Here is a 23600-nt window from a genome sequence, read left to right as displayed (position 1 = left end):
CCATGCTGTTGTGGAACCTGTACTTCCTGATCAAATTTGGCTTGCACTTCGCCGGGCAACTGACCATTAGCCCCTTGTGGAATTTGGGTCTGTTTGCCCTGTTGATTGCCACCAACCCGGCGGCCTATCAGAACAAGCAACTGATGAAGGTACTGCGCTACCTGGTGTTCACCGGGCCGGCGATCGCTTTGCTCTTGCATGAGTTAGGACTGGTGGTGTCGCTGGCGCTGGTTGATCAAATCAAGGCACTGTTCGGTTTTTCCCCAGACTATTTGTGGGAACTGCTCAAGCGTACCATTCAACCCTGGATGCTGTGGGGCGCACTTCTGGGCTTCATGGTAGTGCGGGTGCTGGATCGTTACATACGCATCAGTAGTTGGGTCGGCTTCGGGCTTGTCTGCATCCTGGGTATTCAGGCACTGCCGTTTATTCAAGAGCAGACCCAAACCAACAACACTGCTACCGTGCTTGAACCCCAAATACAGGCGCGTGAAAACTTGTCGCCCGCTGAACTACTGGCGCTCGGCCAAGTCGATTTTCAAAAACTGCGGGTAGCGCGCGACCAGGAAAGTCAAACCAAACTTCGAGACAACGCCTATGAAGGTGCGGGGCCGGGCGCCGTTCTCGCCGGCTTTTTTGAAAGGCAACGCACCATTGCACTGGCACCCTTTGCACCCCAGGCCAGTCCGGATTTCGATGTGATTGTGCTGCAAATCTGTTCGCTGTCCTGGGCTGACCTGCAGTACGCAAAACAGAGCCAACACCCGGCCATTCGGCAAGCCGATTTCGTATTCGAGAACTTCAACTCAGCGACCAGTTACTCGGGGCCAGCCGCCATTCGCTTGTTGCGCGGAAAATGTGGGCAAACACCGCACGATGCACTTTACAGCCCGGCGAACAACAGTTGCATGCTGTTCGAGCAACTGAGAAACGTGGGCTTTGAAGTGGAAATGGGGCTGAATCACGATGGTCGTTTTCAAGACTTCTCAAAACTTGTAAAAACAAACCTGGGTGGCAGAGCCACTGAACTGGTGGCCCATGATGAAGTGCCCGCCGGGGTGCAGGCCTTTGATGGCTCACGCGTGGGTCGCGATGGTGATTACCTGCGTGCATGGTGGAACAAACGCGTTCAGCAAAGCGGGCCCGCAGTGGCTTATTACTACAACAGCATCACCTTGCATGACGGCAACCGTTTACCCAACAGCAACCTGAACAGCTTGAACAGTTACCCCTTGCGCCTTGAGCGGATGTTGAATGACATTCAATCCGTACTTGGGGAAATTCGACGCAGCGAACGCAAAGCGTTGGTGGTGGTAGTACCCGAACACGGCGCTGGATTAACTGGTGAATTTGGACAACTGGTGGGCCTGCGTGAATTGCCAACCCCCGCCATCACCAAAGTGCCTGTATTTGGTTACTGGATAGCACCTGGTTATACACCTGCAAGCACCGGGCCAGTGACAGTGAAGCAATCAGTGAGCTACACCGCGCTCAGTGAATTGTTGGCACGTTGGCTGGCACTACCAGCCGAGCAACAGCAAAAACCAGCATGGCCAGTGCTGCTCAGCGACCTGCCCGACACCCGATTTGTATCCCAACAAGGCAACATCACTGTGATGGAAAGTCAGGGATCGTATTGGATCAAAGCCCCAGGTGCCGCATGGAAAATACTGGGTCCGGTTCAAACCATTGCAGCATCGAACTGAGGGGGGGCTTGATCAACCATGGCACAATTTGACCCCAATTCACCGCCCGCGTTGTTCATGCCACCCGCAGACATGGCACATGATATTTACGCACTCAGCGCCCAACTGGAAGGTTTTGACCACAACATGTACCAAGACATCCAACAGGACCAGGCGGTATACGACTCATTCCAGCGCTGGCCCTTCTTGTTTGGCATTGCAATGGCTTCCCGTTTTAGCGAGGACTGAACCTCAAGCCGCGTTGCGCTTTTTCAAGTTGGCTTTGGCTTCCTTGGCTGCTGCCTCCTCCAGCTCGACCAGGCCGTCTTCGAGAAACTGCAACAGTCTCTGCATCGAGGGCATGGTTCTGCGACACGCCACCAAGCCGAATTCAAGCTTGCCGGCATAGCTGTTCAAGGTGATGTTCAAAGCCTGACCGTCGAGCAACAGCGACACCGGGTACACCCCGTCCACTTCTGCACCGTTGAAATACAGGGTGTGTTTGGGGCCGGGTACATTGGAAATCACAATGTTGAAAGCCTGTAACTTGGGTGCCAAACCGGTCAGCATGTTGAACCCGCTAATGCCCATCATGGTGGTCACGTAGTTCATGATTTCAGTTTGATTCATGCTGGCAAACCGTTCTTTGGAATGGTTCACTGAACGCGCAATGGTCTCAATCCGTTCCACGGGGTCTTCGGTGTCAGTGGCCAAATTGGCCAACAACAGCGCCACGTGATTACCCGTGGCAGTGTCGTCTTTTCGAAGCGACACAGGCACCATCGCCACCAGCGGGCGGGCAGGCAATGCATTCAATTCGCTCAGATAAGAACGCAAGGCCGAGCCACACATGGCCAGTACCACATCGTTCAAAGTCATGTTCAGGCCGGTTGCGCAAGCCTTGATGCGCTCCATGGACCACGACTGGGCGGCTACCCTGCGTGAGGCCGTGATACGCCGGTTCAACACACTGCGTGGCGCTTGAATGACCGACACGAAGTCAGGATCAGCCACACTGGTTTGCCACAAGGATCGCCCCACTTCTTTCACCACCTTGGGCAGACTGAACAGTTGGGTTTTGGCGGTATCCAGCACTTGGCCCAGCATGGTCACCAAACCTTCCGAGGCTTCAGAACGTTGAACCGACCCACGCAAATTCGGGTTGGCCCACAAGGGCGGAATGTCCATGATCTCCGGGTTATCGGCCATGGAACGCTGCAACATTTTCATGCAGGCCACACCATCCACCAACGCATGATGCACCTTGGTGTACAAAGCCACGCGACCGTCTTCCAGACCATCGATGACATACGCTTCCCACAGGGGCTTTGCGCGGTCCAGTGGCGCGGCATGCAGCTTGGAAGTCAACTCCAGTAATTCGCGAATGCGGCCTGGCTTGGGCAGCGACAAATGAATGAAGTGTGCCTCCAGGTCAAACTCATCGTCCTCCACCCAAAACCACATACCCAATCGCGACTTCAAACGCAAACTGAACGGTGCCACCGGCTGGGTGTAGGTGCGCATGTCGGCCACCACCTTGTGCACGTAATCGATTGTGCTTTGGCCCTTGGGTGGTTTCAGCAACACCAGCCCGCCCACATGCATGGGCTGATTGCGGCGCTCCAGCCACAAGAACAATTGGTCGTTGGGGGTCAGGGCCTTCATGGGCATGTCTCCGTGTTGTGTTTTTTATTCCTGAATCTGTTGTTACTGCATGAAGTGCGCCGCTGGATGCGGCACGCCCCGAGATTTCAACGAATTTGTCGTTTGGCAAACGGCATGGTGGGCTGTTTGCTGTTTTTCACAACCGAAATACGCTGGTTTTTAAAACCAAGCACGCGGCGCTGCCAGCGTCGTTCCTGGGTCAAATGCGCCGCTTCGTCAATACCAAAAATCCGTTGCAACATGAACTTGCTTGCCGCCACAGAATCGGGGGAGCGAGTCAACATTTCCTCCACCAAGGCCTGCACTTTTTCTTCCGGATTCTCTACCACATGGGTCACCAAGCCCAGTTCCTTGGCTTGCAGGCCACTAAGCACGCGGCCCGTCATGGTCAACTCCTTGGCCACATCAACCGGCAACAATTCACGTACTAGCGCAGCACCGCCCATGTCGGGTACCAGACCCCATTTGGCCTCCAGAATGGACAATTGCGAATCGGGTGTGCACACACGAATGTCTGCGCCCATGGCGTATTGAATGCCTGCCCCAAAACAGTTGCCGTGAATCTGTGCAATCACCGGCACGCCCAGATCGCGCCAGCCCATGCTCCAGGTCTGGAAAATATTGCGCATGGGCAACCACAGGTTGGCGTACATCACCACAGCAGTTTTCGGGTTGCTCATCACCGACTTTACATCGAGCCCTGCACAAAAAGACGGGCCCTCGCCTTTCAAAACCACCGCACGCAGGGTTTTGTGCCTGGCCAATTGTTGCTGCACCTTGCGCACTTCCTTCAGCATGGGCCAGTCCACGCCATTGTGTTTTTCCGGGCGGTTTAAAGCCACGGTGGCTACGGTGTTGTCGCTGTTGAACTGCAGGTTTACTCTGTCCATGGTACTCTCGGCTGTTTTTTAAAATCGTGGTTTGGCTCGCTAGCCATCTTAACCTTGAACATTCTTAAACCCAATATGATCTTTAAAGTGTTGGCTCTGGTTTTGGCCCTGCTGGGTTATTACGTCAGCCCCTACGGCCCAGACATTGGCATTGGTGGCCCCGTTGCCTCAGAAAGTCAAAACCAGCCCGGCTCGGCCACCTCGGGCAGTTTTTACCTGGCCACGGTGACCCGTGTTGCTGACGGCGACACCATTACGGTGCGCAACCTTGACGGTGCCACCCACAAAATTCGCATGCATGCAGTGGACGCACCTGAATTAAATCAGGCGGGCGGAGAGCAGTCCAGGCGCTGGTTGACCGAAAAGGTGCTGAACAAAAACGTAAAAATCATCGTAAACAACACCGACCGCTACAAACGACAAGTGGCCAAAGTAGTGTTGCCCCTGGAAGGTTGCCAGCAGCGTTTGTGCGATGGTGAAACCGACATCAACCTGAAAGCCATCGAAAACGGGCATGCCTGGTGGTACCGGGAATTTGCGCGCAGCCAAAGCAGTGAAGACCGTGTGCTTTACGAAGCTGCGGAGGACCAGGCCCGCAAGGCACGCAGAGGCTTGTGGCAACAAACAGCGCCACAAGCCCCTTGGCAATGGCGCACCGAACAACGCAACCAGCGATAAACCATGAACGAAATTTACTCCACCACCGTGCCCCTGCGCTGGGGCGACATGGACCAGATTGGCCATGTGAACAACACCGTGTACTTCCGTTGTTTTGAGCAGGCCCGCGTGGAATGGATAGACCTTTTCCCCGCTGAAATCGACAACAACCCAGCTTACGTGGTGATCGTTCACACCGAATGCAGCTTCCTGAAAGAACTGAAAGCACCCGGTGTGGTTGAAATCAAGGTGCTGGCGGGTGAAGTGGGCCGCAGTAGCTTGGTGCAAAAATACGAGATGCGTCGCACCGATGCTCCCGAAGTTCTGGTGGCAACCGGCAGCGCGAAAATGGTGTGGGTCAGCCCGGAAACGGGTCGCTCTACGCCCATTCCAGACCGTTTCCTTCGTACGCTGAACCAAGGGTAAACCCGCAGTATTTTCTAGAAGGGGTACTCAGGTTTTGCTATTGTGGACACGAAACTTTATTGTTACATTGCTCAATGTCACGGTTAAACGTGGCAACAACAATAAAACAAGTGTAGGAGTCAAACCATGAAGAACATCATGCCTGTACGCCGCGATGTCAAATTGAATCTGCCTGAAGAAAAGGTATCCAATTGGCATGAACAAGGTCCCCATGTGACCCATTTCATGAACGCCCTGTCGTTGTTCTTTCCGGCTGGCGAGCGCATGTTCATGGACGCCGTGCGCAACTACCGCGACGACATCACCGACCCTGAGTTGAAAAAAGCAGTGGTGGCCTTTATCGGTCAGGAAGCCATGCACAGCCGCGAGCACGTTGAATACAACGAGATGCTGGACCGGGCTGGCCTGCCTGCATCCCAGCTGGACAACTTCCTGTGGGGCTTTTTGGCTTTCATCAAAAAGACACTGGGCAAACGCCTCACACTGGCAGGCACCATTGCGCTGGAACACTACACTGCGCTGATGGCTGACCAACTGCTGCGCAACCCAGAAGTGCTTGGCGAGAAATCCGACCCCGCTACAAGCAGATGTGGACTTGGCACGCCTACGAAGAAACCGAACACAAAGCTGTGGCCTATGACGTGTGGAACCATGTCTTGCCCGACAACATGCACAATCGCTTCACACGGCGCTTGGCCATGGTGCTGGCCACGGCCATTTTCTGGCCACTGGTGGCTTACTTCCACATGCGCCTGGTGTTTGCCGACAAAACCATTCAAGGTGGGCACCTGAAGGGCTTCTGGACCGTGACCAAAATGCTGTGGGGTAAGAAGGTAGGCGTGTTGCGCAACCCGGTCGCCAATGGCGAGTTTTTGGACTATTTCAAAGCCGACTTCCACCCCTGGATGCACGACAACAGCCGCTTCCTGACAGAGATCGACAATTTTGTGGCGTCTGTTGAAGGTTCTGGCCGCAAGCCCAACACTGAGATTGCAAATGCCATCCGCGCACGCATGAACAGCCAGTTGAAAGCAAACGCAGCTTAAAAATTTCGTGACAGAAACTTTGGGCTGATCAGCCGGTGGGAGAAGTGAGCAGCCCACCGGTTTTTTTATTCAAGTGCCCTGCGTGTAATAGTCGCTTTTCTCGTAGTGAGCAAACGCGTGCATGTAGGCCACTTTGAAAATTGCTGCCAGCGGCAACGCAAGGAATACCCCCACCAGGCCAAATATGGCGCCGAAAAACGCCAGTGCAAAAATTACCGCGAGTGCCGACAAGCCAATCTTGTCGCCCACCACCAAGGGGGTCAGCACAAAACCTTCCAGAAACTGCCCCACCACAAAAACAAGCAGCACCAGGAAAATCGGCAAGAAACCCTGCAACTCAAGCGCTGCTGTCAACAAGCCCACCAGCAAAGCTACAGCAAAACCAAGGTAAGGCACCACACACAGCACGCCCGCCAACATGCCCAACGCCCAGCCACTTTGAAGCCCCACCACACTCAAGCCGATTGAATAAAAAGTGCTGAGAAACAGCATGACGATCATCATGCCTTTGATGTATTCGGTCATGACGGAGTCGATTTCGCTGAACAAGGGTTGTGCACGCCTCCACAGATGCGGCGGAAAGACCTGCTGAAACTGCTTGGTAATTTGAGTCCAGCCGGGAAGAATGAACAATGTGGCAATGACAGTCAGCGAGACAAAGCCGGTAATGCCCAACACCGACTGCGAACCCGAGCGCAAAATTTTTGTACTGATCTCAGCCAGCGTGCCTCGGTTTTCGCTGATATAGGCCGCGATCCGGTCTCGCATCTCAGTGCTGTCCACCACCACAGCGAGGCCAAACACCTCATTGAGCCATGGCAGCACCGTGCGCTTCACATTCACAATCAGTTGCGGCAAATTGTTTTGAATCAGTTCAAGCTGGGTCAACACCACCGGAATAAACAGCAGGCCCACACTGGAGAAAATCAGCAACAGCGCAAAAAAAGTGAGTACAGCACACACCGGCAGGGGAATGCGCCCGCGCAACTTGCCATGCACCCAACGGCTGGGTGCTGCCAACAAATAAGCCAGAACAAATGCAGCCACGAAGGGCGCCAATACAGGCCACAAATTGATCACCACCGCCAACACCAAGGCAGCACTGAGCAGCAAGCCCCAATGTTGCAGGTAAAACTGCTTGGCCAGATTGGACAGGCTTGACGCGTTCTGCGGGCTCGGCCCGGCAGGCTTGTTATTCTCGTCTTCGGGTTTCACGACTTCATCCTTGATTCAATGTACAGCCAGTTTGATTGAAAGCCTTAACGCTTGGCGCGCAAAACCAGATACACACCGCCCAGGGTCATGACCATGGCCACCAATAAGGTAACAGTCACAGCCTCGTTCAGGAAAACCACGCCCGCCAGCGCCGCAATCACCGGCACGCTCAGTTGCACACTGGCCGCCGAGGTGGTGGGCAACGCCGGCAATACCTTGTACCACACGGCATAACCAATGCCACTGGCCAGGCAGCCCGAAGCCAAGGCGAACAACACGCCGGCCACGGTGGGTGTTGGCAGATACACGGTGTACAGGGCCAAGCCGCGCTCCATCGTCACACCCGGAATGTGCACACCTGCCTTGGCGGAAAAGTACACGGCCATCCACACCAACACCATCAGGATGGCTGCCCTGGAAAAATTACCTGCGGTGTCAGCCAAAGGCGATTTGGAACCCTTGCCCACCACGGAATACACACCCCAACAGGCACCCGCCAAAGCCATACTGACCGCAGCCAGCACTGAGGCTGGTGTTTGCAAGTGCGGCCACAACAACAACACCAGGCCCGCAGCCGCTACCACTGCACCCAAAGCACGCAAACCTCTCAATCGATCACCTTGTGTGGCGGCATAGGCAATCATGCTGAGTTGAACACTGGCAAACAAAATCAGCGCACCGGTGCCTGTGCTCATGTACAAATAGGCCATGGAAAACAGCACGGCATAACCAAACAGTGCCCAAGCGCCCGCCCAGCTGCCCTGCTGTCCGCCCTTGTTTTGAATGCGTAAACACAGCCACAGCGTGACGGCCCCGCTAATCAGGCGAATTGCTGTAAAGCTGGCAGGGTCTATTTGCCCGGCGCCCAAGGCCGCACGGCAAAAAAAGGAATTGGCCGCAAACGCACACATGGCGAAAGCCGTAAAAATTAGTGTGTTGACTTCAATTTTTTTCATGCACCCAAGCTACCATGTGACAACAATAATTTTCAATTTAGAACCACCGGAGACCCCCACGATGCGCATTGAACTTCGCGACCCATTGACCTTGCCCTGTGGCGCCACTGTTCCCAACCGCTTGGTGAAAGCCGCCATGAGCGAAGCCTTGGGCACCCGCGACAACCGGGTTACACCACAAATTGTGCGGGTCTACCAGCGCTGGACAGCCGGTGGCATTGGTTTGAATATAACCGGGAATGTGATGATTGACCGCCGGGCACGTGCAGAGCCGGGCAACGTCGTAATTGAAGACGACCGCGACATGCCCCTTCTGCAGCAGTGGGCCAAGGCAGGCCAAGCAAATGGCAGCAAAATCTGGGTGCAAATCAACCACCCTGGCAAACAGTGCCCCAAGGGCATGAACAAGGAAACCGTATCGCCTTCGGCGGTGCCTTTCCACAAAAGTCTGCAAATGATGTTTGCCACGCCACGCGAACTGACCGAGACTGAAATCCTTGATCTGATTGCCCGCTGGGGCCGCACTGCAAAAGTGTGCAAAGACGCGGGGTTTGATGGAGTGCAAATTCACGGCGCGCATGGCTACTTGATCAGCCAGTTTTTGAGCCCACTGAGCAATCAGCGCACCGACCAGTGGGGTGGCAACGCCGAAAACCGCCGTCGCTTTGTTCTGGCGGTGTACGACGAAGTACGCAAACAAGTCGGGCCCAAATTCCCGGTGGGCATCAAGCTGAATTCAGCCGACTTCCAAAAGGGTGGCTTTTCAGAGGAAGAATCACTGGCGGTGATCCAGGAATTGACTGCCCGTGGCATCGACATGATTGAAGTGTCGGGCGGCACCTACGAAGCCCCCGCCATGACGGGCGCAAGTGCAAAACCCAAGAAGGAAAGTACCGTGAAGCGCGAGGCCTACTTCATCGACTTCACCGAGAAAGTTCGTGCCGTGTGCAAAGTGCCACTGATGCTCACTGGGGGTTTTCGCACCGTGGGCGGCATGAAAGAGGCCTTGAACAGCGGTGCCGTGGATTTGATTGGCCTTGCTCGCTCGATTGCCATTGAACCCGATTTGCCCAAACGCCTGCTGGACAACAAGGAAGCCCTGCACCCGGTGAAGCCCTTGATTACCGGTGTCAAAGCCGTGGACCGCACTGGTTTGCTGGAAATTCAGTGGTACACCCGCCAAATTCATCGCATGGGCAAAGGCAAAAACCCTGTCCCGAACGAGAGCGCCCTGAAAGCCCTGTTTTTCTATATTCTGGATAGCAGTTGGGGCTTGTTCAAAGCCCGCAAATTACGGGCGTAATCAAACACAGGGAGTTCAACAATGGTGAAATTCAGCTGCATGGTGGTGTTAAGCCTTAGCGCGTTCAATGCTTTCGCCATGGACGACGCCGCCATTCTTGAACAAGGTCGCAAACTGTTCCAAACCGACGCCGACCCGGCCTGCGCCATTTGCCACACCCTGGCCGATGCTGGCACCAAGGGCAAAATTGGTCCGGTGCTCGATGTGCTCAAACCCAGCGAAGAACGCGTGTTGAATGCACTTAAAAACGGCAAAGGGGGCATGCCCCCTTTTGTTGATCATTTGACCGTGGATCAAATGAAAATTCTGGCGAAGTATGTTTCCACCGTGACTGGTGGAAACAATCCCTAATCGTCAGTTTTTGTAATCCGGCTGTTCGCGGTCCAGCTTGCGCAGCAGCGCAGGCCAGGCGATATTGCCACCCAAACCGCGGGTTACCTGCGCGGCCGCTGCCTTGATACCGTCCACAATCGGCTGGGCAATCGGAATCAATTGCGCGCCACCCGATTGCGCCGCAATTTGAACCTCACAGGCGCGCTGCAAAATGAACATGTTCAAAAACGCATCTGCCACCGTGGCACCACAGGTCAACAAACCATGGTTGCGCAAAATCAGGTTGTTGGCCTCGCCCAGGTCGGCCTGTAAGCGGACCTTCTCATCTTCGCGCAAGGCCAAACCTTCGTAGTCGTGATACGCCAGCCCAGCCAAGGGAAACAAGGACTGCTGTGAAATTGGTAACAAACCCTGTTCCTGAATAGACACCGCAACGCCCGCCACGGTGTGGGTGTGCATCACGCAGTGCGCATCATGCCGAATGGCATGCACAGCGCTGTGAATAGTGAAACCGGCCGGGTTCACGTCGTAGGGGCTGTTGTCCACTTTCTCGCAATTCATGTTCACCTTCACCAGGCTGCTGGCGGTGATTTCTTCGAACATGAAACCATAGGGGTTGATCAAGAAGTGGCCGTCTTCGCCGGGCACCCGTGCCGAAATATGCGTGAACACCAAATCGTCCCATTTGTGCATGGCCACCAAACGGTAAGCTGCAGCCAAATCAACGCGGGCCTGCCATTCCTGTTGGCCAATATGGGCGGGTGGGGTACTTGAAAGCGGTGCGTTCATGGTGAGTCTCCTTTGCTGCTTTTGGAATTGTCTTTTCCCAAAGTGTACCAGCGCACGCGCATGCGCTTGCAAAAGCACTTGAAATTCAAGGCAATCAGGGGCAATCTAACATTACAAAATAAAATTCAAAATGTGGGAGACAGTAATACCATGCATGCCAAAGTCAAACAGCTTGTGCCCAAGGAGTCCCAGGACGAGGCAGTCCGCTCAGTTCGGGCCAACTACAGGGCAGAATTCATTTCAGCGGGTTACCAAGGCTACCTGCATTTGGCCATGACAATGACCTTGGGCTTGGGCGTGATCGCGCTGTGTATTTACTGGCTAGAGTCCCCCAGCGCACTGGAATGGTTGACCATACCCGCCACCTTTTTGTATGCCAATTTTGCGGAATGGGCGGGCCACAAATACGCCATGCACCGCCCGGTCAAGGGCCTTGGCTTTGTGTACAAACGGCACTCGCTGCAACACCACAAGTTTTTCACCGACACCCACATGGAAATTGACAGCAACCAGGATTTCAAAGCCGTGCTGTTTCCAATCGCAATTGTCGGGTTTTTTGTGGTGGCGTTTTTCGTGCCCATGGGCTTTTTACTGGCCTGGCTGTTCAGCCCCAATGTGGCCCTGTTGCTGGTAGCCACCGGCATGGCCTATTACCTCAACTATGAACTGCTGCACCTGTCGTACCACTTGAAAGAAGATCACTGGGTGCATCGCATTCCCGGATTCACACGCTTTGCGCGCCTGCACACCACGCACCACGACCAGCGGATCATGGCGCACAAAAACTTCAACATCACCTACCCCATCATGGATTGGTTGATGGGGACTTGGGACAGGCGGTAGCCTGTCCAAAGTGTCCGGTTTCAAGACAAACTATCCGTGTCGAGAACCGGTCCCCAACCCTACTCCTAAATTTCTGTTACAACGCCTGCCACAGTGAGCAAATCCACCATCGTGAATTGGCCTTGCTTCTTCCCAAGCGTGGGTGTCCAGTCCGGGTCTTGCGACAGGTATGAGGTTTTGTCACCTTGCAACAAACCAATCATCACCTCGCCCACAATGCGGCCACCCACAGGGCCCAAACGTTTGCCATCCGCAGTCACGTCTGCTTCCTTCAAGCAGTAGTACCAAAGCGGTGTGCGGTTGTGCAGGTTATAAGGCTTCAACTCGGCAAGGTCTTCTTCCGGCAGTGCCTCAATACCCATGGCCGCGGCAACCCGTTGGCCTGAAGGCACTTTGAAAGTGAGGTGGCGCAACAAATTCAACTGCGCCAGCGACTGCGGCCCACCGGGTGGCAAACCCGGCAAGTCGAACATCACCGACGAAATGCGGGTGTCGATACGCTTGTTCTGGCGTGCCTTGTTGTCACCAAAATCAAAAAAGGTTTGCCAGTCAATAAACCGGTTGGCTTCGCGCGTGCCACCCCGCATATCAATGCTGACTGGGTTCACAGCCAGGTTGTCATTGAAGAACAGTGCGAACAAATCGGGGTTGGAACCCTTGCCAAAATTCACACGGTAGCTGGGGCGTACTTGCGAATGACCAAAGCGGTACGCTGCAACTGAAAACTCCACCGGAATGTAAGGTGCGTTGCGCCATTTGTAGAACTTTCTGCCTTTGGTCAAAATCTCTTTCACCAAATTCTTGCCAATGGTTTTCGGCAAAAACTCGTTCAGGATAATCCATTGGTAGTGCCAGCGTGTCAGGCGTTGCGCCTCCAGAAAAACTTCGGTGGGATTGGTCAAACCCACTTGGGTTTTCAGATGCGTCACAATCGCGTTGTGAAACTTCAGAAACGCCAGTTGCAATTGCGACAACACCAGGTTTTCATCATTGCGTGGGTCGCCAATCAGTGGAGTGCCTTGGCTGTTTCTAGGCAAATCAAATTTCACGGATCCATCGCGCGACACATTTTCCGCGCCGGGAATTTTTTCCACCAGCAAAGTAGTCAAGCCATGGTCTACGGTTTGATCAAACAAGTGCGGTGAACCAGCGGGCCCCAAACCATACACGCTATCAAGCCCGAAGGTGGGAATCCGGAAGTTCTCGATCATTTCCGGATCCACCTGCTGCTCAAGGCTGGACGTAATGTCCAGCGTCATGTCGTGGTCCAGAAACTGGCCCAGAAATGTCATGCCAGCTGTCAAGTCCGGGTTATCCGGGTTATTCACCAGCAGTGGCTGCTGCAAAATCAGGTTTTGCGGAGCCTGTGTTAGATCATCTTTGGCATCCATCAAACCATCACGCTCGCCAATCTTCAGCAATGCTGAACGCAAAGCGGGCGAGTCAGTTGAAAAAGCAGGCAGGTTGGGAAACAAGCGACCAAATTTGCCTTGTTCGTAAAATGTAGATTTGGGGGGCGCATCGCCTGAGCGATACACATTACCGTGATGGGACATGGGGTCTTCTCCTGTTTTTTTAAGGTCATTGAATCAACAGAACAGCCGAAAAAAATTAGCAGTTCCCCGTCCTTTTGGCCTGTTGCACCCTGCCTGTGCACAACGGATCACCCCACATACGAGGGGGGAGAAAGTAATCCGCCACGGCAATAAGCACCTGTTTTCCCTCGCTTTTCCGAAGCTACCGCCGTCAACGATGTCTTTAGACTGGTTTCATCGTCACCTTTTACGTGCCTCGCCATGAAACAACTCAGTCAAAAAGCCCACGCCGCCGCCTTTCATGCGGAATTTTTTGGCAACACCACCCAGAAACGCTATGTGCTGGGCATTAACGAGTTTGCTGATGCAGTGGCCAGCCGTACAAACCTCGACGGCTTTATTGACGAATACACCACCGCCACCGAGTATCGCGGCAAACCTGTCTTGAAATTAAGCCAGGTGCCCGCTGGCAGCATGGTGATTTCAACCGTGACACAGGCGCGCCCCAAAACCGCCATGAACAAACTGCTGCGCCTCAATGGTGTGGTGTCGATGGATTACTTTGCAGTGGCTGACGCCAGTCATTTTCTGCTGCCGCAAGTGCAAGCCCTGGCAGACACCCAAAAAGAATACGCAGCCCACCCCGAAAAATTTGAATGGGTGCGCGACCTGTTCACCGATCAGGAATCGCGGGAAGTCTTTAACCGGGTTATGGAGTTTCGCCTGAACGCCAACCTGCGTGCCATGCGGTTTTTCGACTACACAGCCGACCAGCAATATTTCGAACCCTTTGTAAAATTTTCACCGGGCGAGGTTTTTGTGGATGGTGGCGGCTTTGACGGCTACACCACTGAAGAATTCATCAAGCGATGCCCGCAGTATGGTGGTGTGCACTTTTTCGAGCCCACTGAAACCACTCTTGGGAAGGCCAAAAGCAAACTGGCCCAGCACCGCGACATTCACTACCATCCAGTGGGCTTGTTTGATGCAAAGCAAACTCTGTCATTTGATGCAGATGCAGGCTCGGCCAGCAAAATTTCGGAAACAGGCCGTGTAAAAATCGAAGTGGATGCACTCGACAATCGGGTCACAGAATCGGTGAGCTTCATCAAACTCGACCTGGAAGGTGCAGAACCCAAAGCACTGGAGGGTATGAAGTGGCACATCCAGGAAGACCACCCCAAGCTGGCCGTGGCGGTGTACCACGACCCTGCCCATTTCTGGCAAGTGCCTGAATTCATTCTCGGTGTACGCAACGACTACAACGTGTATTTGCGCCACTACACCGAAGGCTGGACAGAGACCGTGATGTTCTTCATCCCGAAATAAACCTCACCCGCCATAGGTTTCCAGCAGGTACTCCACAATCGCTTTGGATTCGAACATGGCTTTGCCCGTGTTCGGGTCTTCAAGATACGGCACCATCATCTTGTTGGTTTTGGCCATGAACTGCTCGCGTTTACCACCCTTCACCGGGTTGTATTCGCCAACGGCAGCATGCACGCCATTCACCCCCATGTCCGCAAACTGCTCCTTGCCCAAATTCACCAAGTGGTAAGGAATCTCCAGCTCACACAACACTTCGCGCACTGGCCTGCAAAATGGCGATGCTTCAAAACTGTACAACGTCAACATTTGCTCAGGCTTTTTCGAAGCACGAACCTTGGTACCCGCACCCAAGCCCAAAGCTGAATTGGCCAGGCTGGACACCGCCTGCGGCAACGCAGCCTTCACGCGCAACGGCACTGCCCGCTTGGCATAGGTGGTGTACAGGTACTCGATTATGTCGGCTGACTCATACAACTTCACGCCAGTGTTGTCATCCACCAAAAATGGAAACTGGGCCTTGCCACCCAACTCCAGCACATCCGCGCGAAACCGGGTTCCACCCTTGGGGCAGGGGTAAATGTCAGCGTCCAGCGCCAACTCGGTCAGCGTTTCACGCACCAAGCGGCAGTAGGGGCAGCTTTCGAACTCGTACAGTTTCAAAGGTTTTTCAGGCTGAAGGGCTGCTGGTTCAGTCACTACCATGCCTTGCCAGCCACGCAATGTAGACGCCGCCGTGGCCATGGCCACCTTGAATAAATGATTCATGTTTTTCCTCCCGATCAATGCGCGTCCTTGTTTTCAAGCGCGCTTAAAGCAGCCGCCAGCACAATCATGGCACCACCAATTCCCACTTGCAGTGTCAATACTTCTTGGGTCAGCACAATGGCTGACAAAGTTGCAAACACCACTTCTGACAACATCACCACCGAGGTTACATTGGCCGGCAAACGCGATGCCCCGTACTGCAATCCGTAGTTGGCCACCAGCAAGGTAACCGCAAAAGCCAACAGCACCAAACCACCGTAAAACCCGGGCAACACGGGCCACTGCACAAAGGCATTGCCCTCGCCCAACAACAGGGCCAATAAAGCAGCCACCGCGCTTGGCGCAACAATACCGCCCACGAACATGGCGAACAAACGCGCCTGCGCGGTGCGTTCGGCTTGATGCCGCAACATGATGTTGTTCAGCGCAAACGCCGCGCCGCCCATCAAGCCCAGCCATTCCGCCAAGTTTGAAGGCAGCGGAAAACCCAGGCTACCATTGGGACTTAACACCAGCACCGCACCGGCGAATGCCAAACCCACACGCAGCAAGGCCTTCAAGGTAATTCGTTCATTCAGGGCAACACGTGCAATCAATACTGCCCAAATTGGCATCAGGTAGAACAACAGCACCACGCGAATCACTTCGCCAATGGACACCCCCCAATTAAAGCCCACCATGGTGGTTCCAGCCGCCAATGCCAGTAGCCACAACGCTTTGTGACGAACAAACTCGCCCCACACCTTGGGCATGAAGCACAACATGGCCAATGCACCCAGCAAGTAAGTGAATGCAGAGGACCACAGCGGGTGCAAACCCTCACCCTGCAGTTCGCGCAGCGGCCACCACGACACACCCCACACCAATGCATTCAACACCAGGGCCAGGTAAGGCAAAGCCCGGTTTTCAGGCACAGTTCACCACCACACGCCCCTGCAATTGATTGGCCAACACCAGGCGCGCACTTTCCAAAGCCTGTGCAAGGCGTACTTCCTTGATCATGAAATCCAGATCATATTCATTCAAGGCTTGGGCCAACATGCCCCAGGCGCGGTCCCGCTCAGCATGCGTACGGTACACACAGTTAATGCCGCGCAAGGTAATACCCCTCAAAATGAAAGGTGCCACGCTGCCCTGAAAATCCATGCCCTGTGCCAGGCCACACGCTGCAACCACACCACCGTACTTTGTTTGAGCGCACGCATTCACCAAGGTGTGGCTGCCCACACTGTCTACGACCGCCGCGAATTGTTCTTTTTGCAAAGGTTTGCCCGGGCGCGACATCGACTCACGGTGAATCAGGTGGGTGGACCCCAACTGCAATCGCTCAAAGTGTTTGGCCGCAGATTCGGACACAGGCTCACCCATGGCATCGATTGAACCGGTCAAACCCACCACCTCGTAACCCAAATGCTGCAACAGCAAACACGCCACAGTACCCACGCCGCCGCTTACCCCGGTCACCAGCACAGGGCCGTCTTCCGGTTTCACCGGGTGATCTTGCAAAGCCATGACACACAAGGCGGCAGTGTAGCCAGCCGTACCCAGTGCAGCCGCCCACCTGGCGCTTCGCCCTTCCGGAATCGGTGAAATCCACTGTGCCGGCACACTAGCACGCTCGGCCAGCCCGCCCCAATGCGTTTCACCCAAGCCCCAATCATTCACCTGGCACACTGTGCCCACCGGCCACTGGTCTGAATTCGATTCAATCACCTCGCCCACCGCATCAATGCCATGCACCATGGGGTACTTGCGCGCAATCGGCGCGGTGTGGGTAAGCGCCAACGCATCTTTGTAGTTCAGGCAACTGTAATGCAGCTTCAGCACAACATCCTGCCCGGCAAACTCAGACTCATCGAGAGTTTCCATCTCGGCCTGCGCTTGCTCAGCCGTCCGGGAAATCCATGCCCTGATCATTTCGTCTCCTTATTCTGGGTGAGGCAATCATCGCACAAACAAGCCACCAAATTTGCGTGCCGGGCCTGCCTTGCATACACTTCAGGTTTGCCTTAGAAGAACAAGTACGCCGTGCGCAAACCCACCGCCAAAAGCCTCATTCTCGACCTGTTGCTTGCCTCCAAGGGTCGGCCCCTTTCCGCCAAACAGGCCATTGCCGCCTGCGGTATTTTCGACATCAGTGTGAACAACACCCGCGTAGCCCTGGTGCGGCTTTCTGCCGAGGGCCTGATTGAATCGGCGGGCCGTGCCCTTTACCAGCTCACAGACGATGCGCACACCCTGGCCGACGATGTGGCTGCCTGGCGCACCCGCAGTACCCGGGTTCGCCCCTGGATGGCAGCTACATTGTGGTGCAAGCCGAAAAACTGTCGCGCAGCGAGGCCAAACAACAACGCGCGCGTGCACGTGCCTTGCTGATGCTGGGTTTTCAACCGTTGAACGAACACCTGTTCATACGCCCCAACAACATTGAAGACACATTGCAAAGCGTGCGCGATCGCCTGTACAAACTGGGCCTGGAGAAAGACGCGCCGGTGTTTGAAGCCCGTGATTTCGACACCGACCTTCAGCGTCGAATTACCACCCTGTGGAACCCACGCGAACTGGAGGGCAACTACGCGCAGCTGGAAAAGAAAATGCGGACCTGGCTCGAACGCTCGGGTAGCCTTGAGCCAGAAGTGGCCGCCCGTGAATCATTTTTGCTGGGCGGCACCGCAATCAAGCACGTGGTGTACGACCCGTTTTTACCCGCAGAATGGGTCAATGTTCAGGCCCGTGAGCGTTTTTTAAGTGCAGTGGATGAAGTGGACCAGGCTGGCATGCGGATCTGGAGCGGGCTTTGGGCGAGCATGGAAGGCTGATTGCTCTCTTGCTGGTTTGCTTGGCCCAATCGGCTTGGGTTCCGATCTCTCGTTGCGTGGTGATGGCGAAGCGCTGCACGGGAGTGCGGAGAGCTGAACTTGCAATGGGTCGCACGATGACCAGTCAGAAAACTTGCCGGCTTGGCGCGCCGAGACTAACGATCGCGCCCTGGCGCGAAAGCCAAGACCCGACCGTTACTTTTGGAGGGCTTGGCTTAGTGCAGGATCAAGCCGACAAGCCGAAATGCCAAGTTTTCGGGCAGAGGTGACCCTTCAAGTTCAGCTCTTAAATCACCAGTTCAGTGCGGCACAAGTAACACATGCCGAGTAGGCTACAAACAGCAGCGGCATACCTTCAAGTTGGGATCAGAAATCTGTATTTAGAGTAAACCCTCATCCGAAACGCCCCACTGTGCGTATAAACTTCGACCATCCCAACCTTGCACCGCAGCAACCGTGAAAAAACTATTCAAAACCGCCCTGAAAATCAACGAGTTGGCCGTCAACACCGCGACCAATGCGGCGGACTGGTTTTTTCGCAAAGAGATCCTGATCCAGTCAGGAAAAACTGAATATGAAGTGATTGCCGAACACTTGCCCATGCGCGTACGCTACTACGCCCCCACAGCAAGTACCCCCTCAGCCAGCCTTGCCGAAGGCGAAATCGAGGCACCTACGAATCGCCAGCACGCGGTGCCATTGGTCTTGGTACCCCCGCTGGGCGTAACCACGGAAACATTCGACCTGATGCCCGACCGCAGCCTGGTGAAAGCCATGGTAGAGGCGGGGTTTCGCGTGTACCTGGTCGATTGGGGCAAACCGGAGCGCAAAGACGGCCACCTGGGCCTGTTCGACTACAGCAACATCATGATGGGTCAGGCTTTGCAAGCAGTGCGCGAGCACAGTGGCTCCAAAGAACTGTCCATGTTCGGCTGGTGCATGGGCGGTTTGCTGTGCCTGCTGTACGCCGGCTACGGGCACGACAAGCACATTCGCAACCTGGTCACGGTGGCCAGCCCGATCGATCTGCGCGACGGCAAAAACATCATGGCTGTGGCCTCCAACACCCTGAATGTCACTGCCCGTTTTATTCGCAAGTACAGCGAATTCAGGCTGGATCGCATTAACCCAGCCCTGTTCAGCCCACCCGGCTGGATGGTCAGCCTGGGGTTCAAACTCACTGCGCCAGTGGCCAGCATCACCACCTACTGGGACCTGCTGACCCGCCTGAACGACCGCGATTTCGTTGAACAACACACCACCACGGCCGACTACCTGAACAACATGATGTTGTACCCAGGCGGCGTGTTGCGCGACTTCATGGTCCGTTTTGCGGTGGACAACAAACTAGCGCAGGGCAAGGTCAAGATTGGTGACAAATTCTCGGACCTGGGGAACATCACCGCCAATATGCTGGTGTTTGCAGGCGAAACCGACCATTTGGTGCCAGGCAGCATGGCCAAGAAAAGCCTGAAGCTCGTCTCATCAAAAGACAAATCATTCTTGCTTGCACCCGGCGGGCATATGGGCGTTATTTTAGGCAGTCAGGCTCGCGAACATGTGTGGGCCAAAGCAGCAGATTGGCTACGTGGTCACTCACAAGTGGAAGCGCCTCTTCCCAAAACCCGTCGACCGCGAAACACGACCTTCAAAGGCTCAACTGTCCGGAAAGCGGCCTGAACCAACCCAGCTGGCATGGACCAGGCGCTTTAAATCACCTTTTCTTTTGTGCATTTGTCACACAACTTTCATAAAACAATTCGATATTTCCATTATTATCGAACTATGAAAGAAAACGACATCATCAAAGCATTGGCCGCCCTCTCACACAGCTCGCGTTTGCGGGTATTCCGAGCCTTGGTGGTCACCGGCCCTTCGGGCCTTACACCGGGGCAACTTTGCGAGCGGCTGGACATACCGGCAGCCACCCTGTCATTTCACCTGAAAGAACTGAGCAACGCCGGTTTGGTTCAACCCATTCGTGACGGACGCAATCTGATCTACAGCGCTCAGTTTGCCCATATGAATGGCGTCATCGCCTACCTCACCGAGAACTGTTGCCAAGGTCAAAGCTGCACACCTGTTACTGCACCACACCACAACGAGGCTCACCATGAGTGACAAAACATTCAACGTGCTGTTCATTTGTACGGGCAATTCAGCCCGCTCCATTTTTGCAGAAGCCATTCTGAACCAGCTGGGCCGTGGTCAGTTCAAGGCCTATTCTGCTGGAAGTTTTCCGGCTGGCCGGGTCAACCCCTACACCCTTGAAGTGCTGCAACGCTGGGATATGGACACCAGCAATTTGCGCAGCAAAAGCTGGGATGAGTTTGCTGCACCTGGCGCCCCCCAAATGGATTTCGTCTTCACAGTGTGTGATCAAGCGGCTGGCGAAGTGTGTCCCGTGTGGCCGGGTCAGCCAATCTTGGCGCATTGGGGTGCGCCCGACCCAGCCAAAGCTCAGGGCGATCATGAACACATCCTGCATGAATTCCGCAATGTAGGCCTGCTGCTGCGCAAGCGCATCGAACTGATGCTGGCCCTGCCCATTGCAAAACTTGAAAAACTGGCTATTCAACACGAAGTCGAACAAATAGGAAAAGTATCTTCATGAGCACCAATGTACTCATTCTTTGCACCCACAATTCTGCACGCAGTGTGCTGTCCGAGGGCATGCTGAATCACCTCGCCCAGCGGTACGGCAAGGACATCAAGGCCTTCAGCGCTGGCAGCGCCCCCAGTGGTCGCGTGAACCCATACGCCCTGCAGGCCTTGGCCAATGTCGGCATCGACACCAGCCAATACACCAGCAAAAGCTGGGATGTGTTCACCGAGCCTGGTGCACCAAAAATTGACATTGTGATCACTGTGTGTGACAGCGCAGCTTCTGAGCAATGCCCTTATTGGCCCGGTAGCCCGGTGAAAACACACTGGGGCTACCCCGACCCATCCAATGAGCTTGAGGAAAACAAGCCTCGCGCATTCGAGCTGACACGCCAAGCCATTGCCTTCAAGATGATGCAACTGATTCAGCTGCCTCTTGACCGCATGAACACGGCTGAATTGAATGCAGCACTCGCGGCGATCGCACGGAGCTAATCAAATTATGTACTCTTTACCTAAACGTTTGGGTGCCGAATTTTTGGGCACCCTTCTGCTGCTGGCCATCGTGATTGGCTCGGGCGTCATGGCCGAGAACCTGTCTGAGGGCAACAACGGCGTGGCATTGATCGCCAACACCTTGGCCACCGTCTTCGGCCTTTACATTTTGATTGAAGTATTTGGCCCCATCAGTGGTGCGCACTTCAACCCCGTCGTCACACTCACCATGGTTTTACTGAAACGCCAACCGGGTTCTGAACTGTTGCCCTACATCGTCGTGCAACTGGCTGGCGCCTTTTTCGGTGCCATTCTGGTTCACCAAATGTTCGATATGCAGCTCCTTCAGTTCTCTGAAAAGGCCCGCACTGGCTGGGGAATCTGGACTGGTGAAATTGTAGCCACCGCAGGGCTGTTGCTGGTCATTCTGATGGCCAAGGCAGAACGGGTTTCTGGCATGGTGGCCTGTTACATTGGCGCGGCTTACTGGTTCACCTCCAGTACCTCTTTTGCCAACCCCGCCGCCGCTTTTGGCCGTCAGTTTTCCAACAGCTTTGCCGGTATTGCACCTGCCGATGTGCCCGCTTACGTGGTGTTCGAGGTAGTCGGCGGCCTGCTGGCCCTGGTTCTGTACAAGGCCTTCGGCTCAAACAATTCGACTGTTACTTCTCAGGCACCCAACCCGGCGGCTTGATCAAGCAAAGCACCCGGTTCTTGAAATCGGGTGCTGCCTTCATTTTCCCAATCAAATGCCCCCAACCGGCCACCGCCTGCTTAAGCGGGTTGGTGGTTAACACCGGGGTCAGTGTGCCGTAAACTGGCTTCACGCCCGGTACGAATTCACGGTAGGTACCGAACCAGCGATCCCACACAATCAAAATTCCGCCGTAATTGCAGTCGTGGTACTCCTCATTCTTGGCATGGTGCAAGCGATGGTGCTGCGGGCAGTTGATTACACTAGGAAACGGGGTATTTAAGTAACTTAACCTCCAGAACACAGCATTTACGGGTCTTACAGCTTGTAGAGTGATTTTTTGATAGATGAAAAAAGGTCAAATCCTTTTTTCAATGAGTTATACTGGCCATAGAAAAAAGAGGTAAAAACATTGGAGACACAAATTCTGATTGGAAACTTACGAACCATTGTGCAGACGCATGATGGGATAGTACTTTTCCCACAATCACACTTTCTGAATTTCTTAGGTAGCTCCACTTCTCCTCCCAAAGTGGACTCTCAAATTAAATATCACGATGCACTTAAATCGTTTGAACTTTTTCTTTCACTAGAAGGAATAACGATTGAAAAAAATATTCTTGAAAAAGGAATATATCTAGATTCTCACCAAGCCCTAAGATTGAAGTATTGGCTTGGTTTTACATACAACTTCATGAAGTCTTGCAGGCAAATCCCAGGCAGACTGATGAACGCTTATGCAAGAGAAGCACAGCTCAGAAAAATTCGTTTAATTACGAAAAATGGTAGACCATCGGTAGACGAATCTTATGTTGCTTTGAGTACATACTCTCAGCGTGTGCAAGTAGTGTCTTCATACCTAAAACATCATTACCGATTCTTTGGTAAAGAGATGGTTAACTTCGACAGATCCGGCTCTCTTCGTAACGAGCTGGATGAGATCTTAAAGATCCTTAAAGACGCCGTACCAACTGGGAAGCCCCATGAATCACAAATCAGCTCGTACCCTCAAAGTCGTTGGTACCAAATAATCGAACTGATCGCACTAAAGCCTGAAGAAGCCTTTCTAACAAGAGGCGGTAAACCCTCCGCTAACCTTATAAAGCATCAATTAGTCGTATTGCTATGTAGCGAGGGATTACGCCGTGGCGCTGTGGCTAATTTGAGAATTCAAGATCACAAGGATGACGGGATGTTGCTTGTCCGCGGAAATGAGGAGTACTGGTATCAAGTCAACGGTGGCAAAAGAAAACGTGGCACCGCAAGTCTAAAACAAAGATTTGCCGACCCTCGAGAATCAGTTTTCCATTTCATGATTAATCCTTTAACTAATTTCTTTTTCAAGCAATATTTGACTCAGAGGAAAAAAATTGTTGATAAATACGGCTCTGACAGAACACACGGCTTCTTATTTATCCAACCTAGCTCAGGGCTACCATATATAAATCGCGAACACGTCACCGAGACTTTTAGACTTTTGAAGGAGGGCTTATCTGCAAAAGGACTTCTAAAAATTGACGATTCGGACCCCTTCATTACAGATACGGGGGT

The 23600-nt window shown here is 53.9% G+C and carries 26 protein-coding genes and 1 pseudogene; 17 read left to right on the top strand and 10 right to left on the bottom strand.

The features are described from left to right. The first annotated feature begins 2 nt into the window (after positions 1-2). Positions 3-1706 carry a cellulose biosynthesis protein BcsG gene (bcsG, locus tag BSZ31_RS06145; RefSeq protein WP_105028012.1) on the top strand — a complete coding sequence of 568 codons (1704 nt, stop codon included), beginning with the start codon at positions 3-5 and terminating at the stop codon, positions 1704-1706. Positions 1707-1724: 18 nt separating this feature from the next. Further along, positions 1725-1934 carry a BcsR/BcsP family cellulose biosynthesis protein gene (gene bcsR / locus BSZ31_RS06140; protein ID WP_105028011.1) on the top strand — a complete coding sequence of 70 codons (210 nt, stop codon included), beginning with the start codon at positions 1725-1727 and terminating at the stop codon, positions 1932-1934. Between the two features lie 3 nt (positions 1935-1937). Here bcsR and BSZ31_RS06135 read toward each other — a convergent pair whose 3' ends face one another. Both BSZ31_RS06135 and BSZ31_RS06130 read right to left on the bottom strand, forming a co-directional pair. Continuing rightward, positions 1938-3350, bottom strand: a complete 1413-nt coding sequence (locus BSZ31_RS06135) for a wax ester/triacylglycerol synthase family O-acyltransferase (RefSeq protein WP_105029774.1) — start codon at positions 3348-3350, stop codon at positions 1938-1940. A gap of 86 nt (positions 3351-3436) precedes the next feature. Further along, positions 3437-4240 carry a crotonase/enoyl-CoA hydratase family protein gene (locus BSZ31_RS06130; RefSeq protein WP_105028010.1) on the bottom strand — a complete coding sequence of 268 codons (804 nt, stop codon included), beginning with the start codon at positions 4238-4240 and terminating at the stop codon, positions 3437-3439. A gap of 54 nt (positions 4241-4294) precedes the next feature. Between BSZ31_RS06130 and BSZ31_RS06125 the strand changes: the two genes are divergently transcribed. The 3 genes and pseudogenes from BSZ31_RS06125 (at position 4295) to BSZ31_RS17785 (ending at position 6369) form a co-directional block, all read left to right on the top strand. Further along, positions 4295-4918 carry a thermonuclease family protein gene (locus tag BSZ31_RS06125; RefSeq protein WP_105028009.1) on the top strand — a complete coding sequence of 208 codons (624 nt, stop codon included), beginning with the start codon at positions 4295-4297 and terminating at the stop codon, positions 4916-4918. Between the two features lie 3 nt (positions 4919-4921). Beyond that, positions 4922-5323, top strand: a complete 402-nt coding sequence (locus BSZ31_RS06120; RefSeq protein WP_105028008.1) for a thioesterase family protein — start codon at positions 4922-4924, stop codon at positions 5321-5323. A gap of 126 nt (positions 5324-5449) precedes the next feature. Next, positions 5450-6369: pseudogene (locus BSZ31_RS17785) on the top strand (metal-dependent hydrolase). Between the two features lie 69 nt (positions 6370-6438). Here the strand turns inward: BSZ31_RS17785 and BSZ31_RS06110 are convergent. After that, entirely contained in the window at positions 6439-7584 is a 1146-nt protein-coding gene (locus BSZ31_RS06110) for an AI-2E family transporter (RefSeq protein WP_168426875.1), read from the bottom strand. A 44-nt stretch (positions 7585-7628) separates the two neighbouring features. Further along, positions 7629-8540, bottom strand: a complete 912-nt coding sequence (locus tag BSZ31_RS06105) for a DMT family transporter (protein ID WP_168426874.1) — start codon at positions 8538-8540, stop codon at positions 7629-7631. A gap of 61 nt (positions 8541-8601) precedes the next feature. Between BSZ31_RS06105 and BSZ31_RS06100 the strand changes: the two genes are divergently transcribed. Together BSZ31_RS06100 and BSZ31_RS06095 are read left to right on the top strand one after the other, a co-directional pair. Beyond that, the gene (locus BSZ31_RS06100) at positions 8602-9843 is read left to right on the top strand and encodes an NADH:flavin oxidoreductase/NADH oxidase family protein (RefSeq protein WP_105028006.1); all 1242 of its coding nucleotides are present in this window, start codon (positions 8602-8604) and stop codon (positions 9841-9843) included. Positions 9844-9864: 21 nt separating this feature from the next. Beyond that, positions 9865-10194, top strand: a complete 330-nt coding sequence (locus BSZ31_RS06095) for a cytochrome c (protein ID WP_105028005.1) — start codon at positions 9865-9867, stop codon at positions 10192-10194. A gap of 3 nt (positions 10195-10197) precedes the next feature. On the opposite strand, the gene BSZ31_RS06090 is transcribed toward BSZ31_RS06095, so the two are convergent. Further along, positions 10198-10965 (bottom strand): class II aldolase/adducin family protein, encoded by a 768-nt coding sequence (locus BSZ31_RS06090; protein ID WP_105028004.1) that lies wholly within the window; start codon positions 10963-10965, stop codon positions 10198-10200. Between the two features lie 150 nt (positions 10966-11115). Here BSZ31_RS06090 and BSZ31_RS06085 point away from each other — a divergent pair, with 150 nt between their 5' ends. Then, on the top strand, positions 11116-11808 hold the full coding sequence (locus BSZ31_RS06085) for a sterol desaturase family protein (protein WP_168426873.1): 693 nt from the start codon (positions 11116-11118) through the stop codon (positions 11806-11808). Positions 11809-11873: 65 nt separating this feature from the next. Here BSZ31_RS06085 and BSZ31_RS06080 read toward each other — a convergent pair whose 3' ends face one another. Beyond that, complete coding sequence (locus tag BSZ31_RS06080; RefSeq protein WP_105028002.1) at positions 11874-13364, bottom strand: heme peroxidase family protein; 1491 nt, start codon at positions 13362-13364, stop codon at positions 11874-11876. 240 nt (positions 13365-13604) lie between these two features. On the opposite strand from BSZ31_RS06080, the gene BSZ31_RS06075 reads away from it, so the two are divergent. Beyond that, on the top strand, positions 13605-14672 hold the full coding sequence (locus BSZ31_RS06075) for an FkbM family methyltransferase (protein WP_105028001.1): 1068 nt from the start codon (positions 13605-13607) through the stop codon (positions 14670-14672). A 3-nt stretch (positions 14673-14675) separates the two neighbouring features. Here the strand turns inward: BSZ31_RS06075 and BSZ31_RS06070 are convergent, their stop codons facing one another. Genes BSZ31_RS06070 through BSZ31_RS06060 form a run of 3 tightly spaced genes read right to left on the bottom strand, consistent with a single transcriptional unit; the run spans position 14676 to position 17354 of the window. Then, complete coding sequence (locus BSZ31_RS06070; RefSeq protein ID WP_105028000.1) at positions 14676-15437, bottom strand: glutathione S-transferase N-terminal domain-containing protein; 762 nt, start codon at positions 15435-15437, stop codon at positions 14676-14678. A gap of 14 nt (positions 15438-15451) precedes the next feature. Continuing rightward, positions 15452-16351, bottom strand: a complete 900-nt coding sequence (locus BSZ31_RS06065; protein ID WP_105027999.1) for a DMT family transporter — start codon at positions 16349-16351, stop codon at positions 15452-15454. Beyond that, on the bottom strand, positions 16344-17354 hold the full coding sequence (locus BSZ31_RS06060; protein ID WP_105027998.1) for an MDR family oxidoreductase: 1011 nt from the start codon (positions 17352-17354) through the stop codon (positions 16344-16346). The genes BSZ31_RS06065 and BSZ31_RS06060 overlap by 8 nt, the downstream gene beginning before the upstream one ends. A gap of 111 nt (positions 17355-17465) precedes the next feature. Here BSZ31_RS06060 and BSZ31_RS06055 point away from each other — a divergent pair, with 111 nt between their 5' ends. The 7 genes from BSZ31_RS06055 to BSZ31_RS06025 all read left to right on the top strand — a co-directional run bounded on the left by BSZ31_RS06055 (position 17466) and on the right by BSZ31_RS06025 (position 22049). Further along, positions 17466-17813, top strand: coding sequence for a hypothetical protein (locus tag BSZ31_RS06055; protein WP_105027997.1), 348 nt, complete (start codon positions 17466-17468; stop codon positions 17811-17813). Then, complete coding sequence (locus BSZ31_RS06050) at positions 17747-18256, top strand: PaaX family transcriptional regulator C-terminal domain-containing protein (protein WP_168426872.1); 510 nt, start codon at positions 17747-17749, stop codon at positions 18254-18256. Before BSZ31_RS06055 ends, BSZ31_RS06050 begins: the two co-directional genes overlap by 67 nt. A 456-nt stretch (positions 18257-18712) precedes the next feature. Then, positions 18713-19936 (top strand): alpha/beta fold hydrolase, encoded by a 1224-nt coding sequence (locus BSZ31_RS06045; RefSeq protein WP_105027995.1) that lies wholly within the window; start codon positions 18713-18715, stop codon positions 19934-19936. Positions 19937-20041: 105 nt separating this feature from the next. After that, positions 20042-20377: a helix-turn-helix transcriptional regulator gene (locus tag BSZ31_RS06040; RefSeq protein ID WP_105027994.1), complete on the top strand. Its 336-nt coding sequence runs from the start codon at positions 20042-20044 to the stop codon at positions 20375-20377. After that, positions 20370-20870 carry an arsenate reductase ArsC gene (locus tag BSZ31_RS06035; RefSeq protein WP_105027993.1) on the top strand — a complete coding sequence of 167 codons (501 nt, stop codon included), beginning with the start codon at positions 20370-20372 and terminating at the stop codon, positions 20868-20870. Before BSZ31_RS06040 ends, BSZ31_RS06035 begins: the two co-directional genes overlap by 8 nt. Beyond that, entirely contained in the window at positions 20867-21355 is a 489-nt protein-coding gene (locus BSZ31_RS06030; RefSeq protein WP_105027992.1) for an arsenate reductase ArsC, read from the top strand. The genes BSZ31_RS06035 and BSZ31_RS06030 overlap by 4 nt, the downstream gene beginning before the upstream one ends. A 7-nt stretch (positions 21356-21362) precedes the next feature. Further along, entirely contained in the window at positions 21363-22049 is a 687-nt protein-coding gene (locus tag BSZ31_RS06025) for an MIP/aquaporin family protein (RefSeq protein ID WP_105027991.1), read from the top strand. Here BSZ31_RS06025 and BSZ31_RS06020 read toward each other — a convergent pair. Then, positions 22018-22353 carry a sterol desaturase family protein gene (locus BSZ31_RS06020; protein ID WP_255411419.1) on the bottom strand — a complete coding sequence of 112 codons (336 nt, stop codon included), beginning with the start codon at positions 22351-22353 and terminating at the stop codon, positions 22018-22020. The genes BSZ31_RS06025 and BSZ31_RS06020 overlap by 32 nt on opposite strands. Positions 22354-22461: 108 nt before the next feature. Here BSZ31_RS06020 and BSZ31_RS16855 point away from each other — a divergent pair. Further along, a partial coding sequence (locus tag BSZ31_RS16855) for a hypothetical protein (protein WP_168426870.1) occupies positions 22462-23600 on the top strand: 1139 nt, incomplete at its 3' end.

It is taken from the genome of Limnobacter sp. SAORIC-690, assembly GCF_002954425.1.
Lineage (GTDB): Bacteria > Pseudomonadota > Gammaproteobacteria > Burkholderiales > Burkholderiaceae_B > Limnobacter > Limnobacter profundi.
The sequence above is the reverse complement of the archived record's forward strand: the minus strand, read 5'-3'. Positions and strand labels throughout refer to the sequence as shown.